Here is an 8111-nt window from a genome sequence, read left to right as displayed (position 1 = left end):
GCCGATCGGTGGCCAGCGCCCGGGCCTGCGCCTGGGTGAACTGTCCGGCGAAGCCAAACAACACCTTCGAAAACAGCAGGTCGGGTTGGCCACCGTGGCGAGCTGCAAGCTGTTTCGCCAGGCCTGTAAGTTGCGACAGGCCGGCGTTGGCCGGTTTTTTCAGCACGACGATATAGCGGCCGGGAATGGCATCGCGGTGCTGAACAATGCTTTGATGAGCGGGGGGCGATCGGGTCGGCTCGGACCTGGGTGGGGTGACGGTGTCTTTGACGCCATCAAGCAATCCGGCATTTGCCGAGCCAGCGATCACCAACGCCAGCGCCAGTGCAACAGGTTTCATGTTCGTCTCCAGGCGGGATTGCCAGTTTGTTCTCTTTCCGAGGGAATTATAGACCGCAGTTCCCGTGTCCAGACGACTCTACATCCGGTACAACGGGACGGGTCTGCATTTTCGAATGCGAGTAGCCAATTCGCCGTTCGCCATCCTGAGTCGTGAACGGATCGCGCGTCACCTGCCGGACTGGTTGACCGGGATGGAGCGCTGGAAAGTGCGTGTGACACACGACGAGATCACCGAACTGCAACGCCGCCTCGAGCCCCATGTTCTGAGGCTGGAAACCTTGCTGGGGCGGCGCATGGAGTCTTGGCGCGAGCTCGCCAGGCGTCGTCAGGAGTCGTCGGTCACGGAAGGTCCAGAGGTGCTGACGCAGACCATCTCCTGACCGGGATGGCCAGTGAGGCTGAGCTGTCATCGCGGGTTCACGTCCAGCCACTAGCCTGAAGGTTGGACCTTTGAACCTGTGCTCGAATGAAACGCCGCCAATTCCTGCAGGCCGGATTGACCGTGGCAGGTACGTTTTCCCTGGGTCGTGATTTCTGGAAGCGGGCCTATGCCGCGCCAGCGGTGCCGGGCGCCAGCCCTTACGGTGAGCTCGTCGGTCCGGATGCCAATGGGCTGTTTCTGCCGCCGGGTTTCACATCGCGCAAGATCGCCGAAGCCTACTCACCGGTGAAGCTGGCCGACGGCGGCGAATCCAGCTACGTGTGGCATCGCGCGCCCGATGGCGGGGCGGTGATTCCGCAGGAGGATGGCGGCTGGATCTACGTCAGCAATTCCGAAATCCCGATCATTGCCGACGAATGCCTTGACGACCCGGGCTCCGAGATGTGCGGCGAGCAGGGCGGTGTCGGCGCCGTGCGTTTCGATGCGGACGGCAACGTCATCGACGCCTATCCGGTCCTGCAGGGCACGAACAACAACTGCGCCGGCGGCATGACGCCCTGGGGCACCTGGCTGTCCTGCGAGGAAAATTTCTTCGGTTTCGTCTACGAATGTGACCCCACCGGTTTGAATCAACCCATCCGGCTGGCAGGGATGGGGCAATTCAGTCATGAAGCCGCCGCCGTGGACCCCGTGGGCAAGGCGATCTACCTGACGGAAGATCAGGGTGACGGCGCGCTTTATCGTTTCCGCCCCACGATCTGGCCCGACGATGATCGGCCGGATTTGACCCTGGGGGTGCTCGAAGTCGCGGTGGTCGGCGACAACCCGCCGGTCCGGGTGCCCTACGGCGATGCGATTCGTGAGGCGGTGGCGACGCTGGGCGTCGATATTGACGAGTTTGACCCCACCGGAATCCTCGGCGAGATCAACGAAACCGAGCCGGGTCAGGTGAGCTGGCAGCCCGTACTCAATCCGCTGGGTTTACCGCTGGAGTGTCGCTACCAGGTCCCCACGGCAGCGGTTTTCAACGGCGGCGAGGGCTGCTGGTATGACAGTGGGCTGGTGTACTTCACCTGCAAGGGATCGAATCGCGTCTGGGCCTACGACACCATCGCCGAGCATGTCGACATCGTCTACGACGCGAACGAGATTGGTGACGCCGCGCCGCTGCGTGGTGTGGACAACATGGTGGTGCATGCGCAGAGCCACGATCTGTTCGTCGCCGAAGACGGCGGCAACATGGAACTGGTGATCATCACGGACGACCGCAAGGTCGCGCCGTTCATGCGTTATCCGGTGCCGCATTCGGAAATCGCCGGGCCTGGTTTCGATGCTTCGGGTACGCGGCTCTACTTTGCCAGTCAGGGCAAGCGGCACACGGTGAACGAGGCGACCGGAGAGGAGGTGCGTGGCGAGATCTTCGAGATCAGCGGCCCCTTCCGGAACACCGGGTTCGTCAACCCCGATCCGCAGGCACCGGATGCCGATCGCCCGCCCACGGGCAGTTCGGGTTCGCTGGGCGTTGCCGCACTTGGTGCACTGGGCGCGGCCGCGTTGCTGGCAAGGCTCAGCGAGTCGGCCGCCGAGGCTGGCGACGAGTCGGCGCAGACGAATGACCTGACCGACCCGTCGTCTCAAGCGTCCTGACGCGGCGTCACTGACCCATTTCGGACATCATTGCCTCGAAGCGGCGCTGCATCTCGTCTTCCGGAACGTCTTCGACATGGGTCGCGATGTTCCACTGGTGTCCAAACGGGTCGATCAGCGCGCCCATGCGATCGCCCCAGAACTGGTCTTCCATCGGCTTCGCTTCGGTCGCGCCGGCATTGATCGCCTGCTGGAACAGCGTGTCGGCGTCGTCGACATAGATCATCAAACTCCCCGATGTCCCGCCCAGCGTGGTCGGACTTTTGACTCCGAACTCCTCCATCGCGTCGGCGAGCATGACATGCGAATTTCCGATCCTGATTTCCGCGTGCATGAGCTTGCCGTCCGGGCCGGGCAGGCGGAAGACCTCCGTGGCATTGAACGCTTTCTCGTAGAACGCAATGGCCTCGGCGGCGCCGGTAACAAACAGGTAGGGCGTAACGCTGTGGTAGCCCTCCGGAATGGGATTCACTGACATGACGGTCTCCTCAAGCTTCGGCCCCCCGATGGGACACCGAACGATTGTAGGCCGCGGGATGACACCCGGATGACGGGGTCTTGCCGGGGTCAGTTCGTGCTGGTGTTCAGCAGATCGAAGATATTCAGCGCTTCCATCACCAGCTCGATCGACAGCGCCGCGAGCAGCATCCCCATCACCCGCACCAGAATCGCCGAACCGTTCTGTCCAATCGCCGCGATGATGCGTCCTGCCGCCAGCATGAACAGGAAGGTCGCCAGCAGCACCAGCAGCATGACACCGGTGGTCGCCAGCTGAACCTGGATCGGATAAACGTGATTGTCGGTGAGGATGATCACCGCCATGAGCGCGCCCGGCGTGGCGATGGAGGGGACGGCCAGCGGGAACACCGCGATGTCGTGGCCGGGTTCACCTTCGGTGGCCTGCTGCGTCAACGGTGTGCCGAAGACCATCTTCAGGCCGAACAGGAACAGGATGATCCCGCCCGCCACCTGCAACGACACCAACCGGATACCCATGGCAGTGAGCAGGACCTGGCCGATGACGACCGCGCCGACGAGAATGCAGCCGGCGTAGAGCACGGCCTTGAGCGCGGTGCGCCGCCGGGCGGCTTCGGTGAGGCCTCCGGTAATGGAGGCGAAAATGGCCAGCGTTCCAATGGGGTCAATCGTCGCCCACAGAATGAGGGCGTCGCGAATCAGTTTGTCGGTCATCCGTGTCCGGTCCGGATCGATGGGCGCGGCGTGACCGAAGGGTCGAACGGCTCGCGAAGGCTGCCTGATCAGACAACGCGACGGAGCGGAGATTCACCCGCGCGTGACCGGATGGTCCGGCAGCAGCGAGCTGCATGTGCCGGGTGAGCGATTCACCCGGAGGCGGCCTTCAGAGGTCGACGTGATCCAGCGGATTGTCCCAGTGGGACGGCCGCGCGACATCCAGATAAACGTCGCGCTCCATGTCCATCGCACCGCTCCAGTCCTCCGGGGGTGCGGCGGGCGTTGCCGCGAGTTCTATCCAGCTATCGAAATCGATCTCGGCCACGGTTCCGTCGAAGTACTGCACCTCCACGGTCTCTGCGCGAAGATCGATTGCGACGACTTCAAACGGTGAGTTGTTACCGACCTGGTACCAGTCTCCGACGCTGAGTTCATGCAGCCACATCGCCATCGTTTTCTCCTTGTCGATTCCTGGGTGAATCGACTCCTATCGGGTATAGGCAAGTGACAGTCCCGTGACAAGGCATGCCAAATCCCATCGCGTGCAAGTGCCTGATTAAGCCGGTTTTTCGGTCGATGGGCGGGTGCGGAACACGACGGATCGACGGGCGTTGATCGGTGAAATTGCGGTCAAGGAATCGGCGCGGCGCGCTTTGTGTCGGCAAATCGTCGTCGCATACTGCATGGCAGCTTCGAACGCAGGTCACCGGGTCCATGGACAAGCTCGACCGCGTCTTCATTCTGCACCGGGAATTGTCGAACCGGCGCCGGCCCGTGACCAAGGCCCGGCTCGCCGAGATCATGGGCGGCTGCTCGACTCGCACCGTCCATCGTGCCGCCAAGTGGATGCAGGAGGAACTGCATGCGCCGATCTGCTTCAGCCCCACCGGCTACTTTTACGACCAGCATCCCAGTGAGCCCGTATTCGAGTTGCCCGGGTTGTGGTTCAACGAGGACGAACTCATCGCCCTGGTCGGCGTACAGGCGTTGCTCAAGCGCGCCCAGCCGGGTTTGCTCGACGACTACCTGGCGCCGATATCGAAGCGCATTGACGAGCTGTTGAGCCGGCGCGGCGTCGGCCTGCCGGACTGGGAGCGCCGCATTCGGATCGTTCAGATGGCTGGTCGCCCAGCCGGACAATGCTTTGGCGTGGTGGCCGATGCACTCGTCCGACGCCAGCAAATCGTGATCCGTTATCGGGCGCGTAGCGACGGAGCGGTGTCCACTCGCGCCGTCTCTCCCCAGCGGCTGACCCACTACAGAGAGAATTGGTATCTGGATGCCTGGTGTCACGGCAAGGAGGAACTACGTACGTTCTCTGTCGACCGGATCGAGGCGGCCCAGGTGAGCCACGAACCCGTGCTCGAAATTCCGCAGGACCAACTGGAGGATGTGCTCGCCACCAGTTTCGGCATCTTCTCGGGTGCGCCGACGCGTGAAGCCAGCCTGCTGTTTACGGCCCACCGCGCCCAGTGGATCGGCGACGAGCAATGGCATCCGCGGCAGCAGAGCGAGTATCTGGACGATGGCCGCTTCCGGCTGCGGTTTCCCTACCACCACAGCGAAGAACTCGTACTGGATATCTGTCGCTATGGGCCGGATGTCATGGTGGAGGCGCCGGCAGAACTGCGGCAGGCCGTGGCGGAGCGGTTGAAGGCCGCGGCCGTGATGTATGAGGATGACACCTGATCTCTCTCATGAACACGATCGAACGGCGATGAGACTGAACAGTGTCGAAATGGTGCTGACCGCATTGGAAAACGCCAATGTGCGCTATCTCGTCGTCGGCGGTCTGGCCGTGAACGCACACGGTTACGCGCGCTACACCAAGGATATCGACCTCGTCATTCAGCTGGATCAGCACAACGTGCTGCGGGCATTCCACGCTCTGGAACCCTTGGGGTATCAACCTCTGTTGCCGGTGAAACCGGAACAGTTCGCCGACGCCGACACACGAGCATGCTGGGTGCGTGACAGGAACATGCAGGTGTTTCAGCTTTGGAGCGACGCCCATCGCGAGACGCCCATCGACGTGTTCGTGACCGAACCCTTCGACTTCGATGCCGAATACGACCGCGCTTCCCGCAGGCGCTTTGGTGAAACACTCGATATTCCCATCGTCTCCCGCGACACGCTGATTCGAATGAAGCGGGCCGCAGGCCGGGTTCAGGACCTGGCCGACATCGACAACCTGCGCCTGCTGGAACCGGACGCATGAGCCAATCGGACGACGATATCGACTGGTCGCTGACCACCTTCGAAGGCGTCCGGATCGAACAGATGCGGCGCTGGGCCGAGCTGCCTCTGGATCGTATCGTTGCTGCGCTGGAGGAGATGGAGCAATACGCAGCGCGACTACCGGGAAAAGTGCCGGTCAATACAAAGCAGGAGCCATCCTGACCCACTGACGAGATATCCAGTGGACACGTATTGGCAACCGGGTCGCGCATGCTGCAACCGAGTTCTTATCGGTTGCCGCCATGCTCGATCGTCGAATGTTGCTGCGAGCTTGCGATGTCCGGATTCTGCGGCGCAATTCGTATTACCGGGATGACGAATGCGCCGTGGATGTCCGCCGGGCGCGCGAATGCTGGGGCATCTGCCAAGGGGGAGAGCATGGCAGTGAGTCGAATGACGGATCGGGGTGAAGTTACTGCCGCTCGCTTGAGCAGCGTAGCGGAGGACCAGAACCGGTGGTGGCAATTTCAGGATTGTCTGCCGCTCGAGATGTAGGACGATGCGCTCCGTGAATCGCAATCAAGTCGTCTTGCGCAGTGATGCGGAGATTGAAGTGATTGATATGCGCGGGCTTTCGTGGCGTGAGCGACAAGAACTTCGCCGTGAGATCGAGCGGCAGGAACAAGCGTGGCGAAAACTGGGCAGAGTCCTGCGCGATCTCATACTGCTGGTCGCGCTGTCCGCAGGGTTGTCGTGAACGTCATTCGCTTCTCAGTCATCTAATGGACGAGTTCACGCCATCGTCTCTCAAGAGCATCTTGCACTCGAAGCGGGCGAACATTTACTACCTGGAAAGATGCCGGGTACTCGTGAACGGTGGTCGGGTGGAGTACGTCACCGAGGCGGGGCGTGAGTCCCACTACTGGAATATCCCGATCGCGAACACGACGACGGTCCTGCTGGGAACCGGCACGTCGATCACTCAGGCCGCGATGCGTGAGCTGGCCAAGGCAGGTGTGCTGGTTGGTTTCTGCGGTGGTGGCGGAACACCGTTGTTCAGTGCCAACGAGGTCGACGTCGAAGTCGCCTGGTTGTCGCCCCAGAGTGAATATCGTCCCACCGAATACCTTCAGGCGTGGGTTGGGTTCTGGTTTGATGAGGCAGGGAGACTGGATGCCGCGCGGAGATTTCAGCAGGCGCGACTGAAGCGAATCGCCGATCACTGGCTGAGTAGCCGTGCCTTGCGTGACGCCGGGTTTGCGGTATCGGGCGAACAGCTCGACAGCCTCTTGCGCCGCGCGGATTCCGAAGTTTCATCGGCGCCCGATACTCAGGCGCTGCTCACAGCCGAAGCCCGGCTGACCAAGGATCTGTTCAAGACCGCCGCACGGGCATCCGGCTACGGTGCATTCACTCGTGCCAAGCGCGGCGGCGGCGTGGACCCCGCCAATCGATTTCTGGATCACGGCAATTATCTCGCTTACGGGCTCGCAGCAACCGCGACCTGGGTGCTTGGTCTGCCACACGGTTTGGCGGTGTTGCACGGCAAGACCCGGCGCGGCGGGTTGGTGTTCGACGTCGCGGACCTGATCAAGGATGCCGTCATCCTGCCGCAGGCGTTTGTGTCCGCGGTGCGGGGCGACGAGGAGCAGGCGTTTCGCCAAGCCTGCATCGAAACGCTGACACAGACCGAGTCGCTGGATTTCATGATCGACACGCTCAAACGTGTCGCGATGGAAGCGGGCGGCGTGACATGAATGTGCTGCTGGTTTCGCAATGTGAAAAACGCGCGTTGACGGAAACCCGCCGCATCCTCGATCAGTTTGCCGAACGGCGCGGTGATCGCACATGGCAAACACCGATCACGCAGGCTGGACTGGATACGCTGAGGAAGTTGCTGCGCAAGACGGCGCGCAAAAACACCGCGGTGGCCTGCCACTGGATACGGGGGCGTGATCACAGCGAGCTGCTCTGGATTGTCGGCAACGCTGCTCGATTCAATGCCGAGGGCGCGGTTCCGACGAACAGAACGCAGCGCGATGTTCTCCGCCGTGCCAGAGAGAACGATTGGCACACGGCGCAGGACGTTCGTCTGCTGGCTCAGCTTGCCGGTCTCCTGCACGATCTGGGGAAGGCGAGCATCGCGTTTCAACAGCGGCTGCGTGGTGAGTTGCAGGAACGCAACCTCTATCGCCACGAATGGGTGTCACTCCGCTTGTTTCAGGCGTTCGTGGGCGATAGCGACGATGTCGCTTGGCTACATCGCCTGGCGGATGCGGGCGCAGATGGTGAAGCGCTTTGGATCGCGGCGGAGCGGTTTCAACGAGACGGGCTGGACGAGGGTGTTGCACGGCCGTTCAATCAACTG

Annotated in this window: 12 protein-coding genes; 8 read left to right on the top strand and 4 right to left on the bottom strand. The window is 62.1% G+C overall.

Annotated features, from left to right (window positions below):
• Positions 1-340, bottom strand: a 340-nt coding sequence (locus tag ABNS06_RS17610) for a hypothetical protein (RefSeq protein ID WP_348675914.1), incomplete at its 3' end; no start/stop codon positions are given.
• Positions 341-455: 115 nt separating this feature from the next.
• Here ABNS06_RS17610 and ABNS06_RS17605 point away from each other — a divergent pair.
• On the top strand, positions 456-722 hold the full coding sequence (locus ABNS06_RS17605) for a hypothetical protein (RefSeq protein ID WP_348675913.1): 267 nt from the start codon (positions 456-458) through the stop codon (positions 720-722).
• Positions 723-808: 86 nt separating this feature from the next.
• Complete coding sequence (locus tag ABNS06_RS17600; protein ID WP_348675912.1) at positions 809-2371, top strand: alkaline phosphatase PhoX; 1563 nt, start codon at positions 809-811, stop codon at positions 2369-2371.
• A 7-nt stretch (positions 2372-2378) separates the two neighbouring features.
• Here ABNS06_RS17600 and ABNS06_RS17595 read toward each other — a convergent pair whose 3' ends face one another.
• From ABNS06_RS17595 to ABNS06_RS17585, 3 genes are all read right to left on the bottom strand, one after another.
• On the bottom strand, positions 2379-2849 hold the full coding sequence (locus ABNS06_RS17595) for a VOC family protein (protein ID WP_348675911.1): 471 nt from the start codon (positions 2847-2849) through the stop codon (positions 2379-2381).
• Positions 2850-2938: 89 nt separating this feature from the next.
• Positions 2939-3562, bottom strand: a complete 624-nt coding sequence (locus ABNS06_RS17590; protein ID WP_348675910.1) for a MarC family protein — start codon at positions 3560-3562, stop codon at positions 2939-2941.
• 169 nt (positions 3563-3731) lie between these two features.
• Complete coding sequence (locus ABNS06_RS17585; protein WP_348675909.1) at positions 3732-4016, bottom strand: DUF6763 family protein; 285 nt, start codon at positions 4014-4016, stop codon at positions 3732-3734.
• A gap of 263 nt (positions 4017-4279) precedes the next feature.
• Between ABNS06_RS17585 and ABNS06_RS17580 the strand changes: the two genes are divergently transcribed.
• The 6 genes from ABNS06_RS17580 to ABNS06_RS17555 form a co-directional block, all read left to right on the top strand.
• The gene (locus ABNS06_RS17580; RefSeq protein WP_348675908.1) at positions 4280-5254 is read left to right on the top strand and encodes a WYL domain-containing protein; all 975 of its coding nucleotides are present in this window, start codon (positions 4280-4282) and stop codon (positions 5252-5254) included.
• A 28-nt stretch (positions 5255-5282) separates the two neighbouring features.
• Complete coding sequence (locus tag ABNS06_RS17575) at positions 5283-5783, top strand: hypothetical protein (protein WP_348675907.1); 501 nt, start codon at positions 5283-5285, stop codon at positions 5781-5783.
• A complete protein-coding gene (locus tag ABNS06_RS17570) occupies positions 5780-5965 on the top strand; it encodes a hypothetical protein (RefSeq protein WP_348675906.1) in 186 nt (61 codons plus the stop codon). The genes ABNS06_RS17575 and ABNS06_RS17570 overlap by 4 nt, the downstream gene beginning before the upstream one ends.
• Positions 5966-6311: 346 nt before the next feature.
• Complete coding sequence (locus ABNS06_RS17565) at positions 6312-6500, top strand: hypothetical protein (RefSeq protein ID WP_348675905.1); 189 nt, start codon at positions 6312-6314, stop codon at positions 6498-6500.
• A 25-nt stretch (positions 6501-6525) separates the two neighbouring features.
• Positions 6526-7500, top strand: a complete 975-nt coding sequence (gene cas1f, locus ABNS06_RS17560; protein ID WP_348675904.1) for a type I-F CRISPR-associated endonuclease Cas1f — start codon at positions 6526-6528, stop codon at positions 7498-7500.
• A partial coding sequence (locus ABNS06_RS17555) for a CRISPR-associated endonuclease Cas3'' (protein ID WP_348675903.1) occupies positions 7497-8111 on the top strand: 615 nt, incomplete at its 3' end. The genes cas1f and ABNS06_RS17555, both read left to right, overlap by 4 nt.

Origin of the sequence: uncultured Abyssibacter sp., assembly GCF_964000955.1 — a bacterium.
Lineage (GTDB): Bacteria > Pseudomonadota > Gammaproteobacteria > Nevskiales > OUC007 > Abyssibacter.
This window is presented reverse-complemented; position numbering and strand designations above follow the sequence as displayed.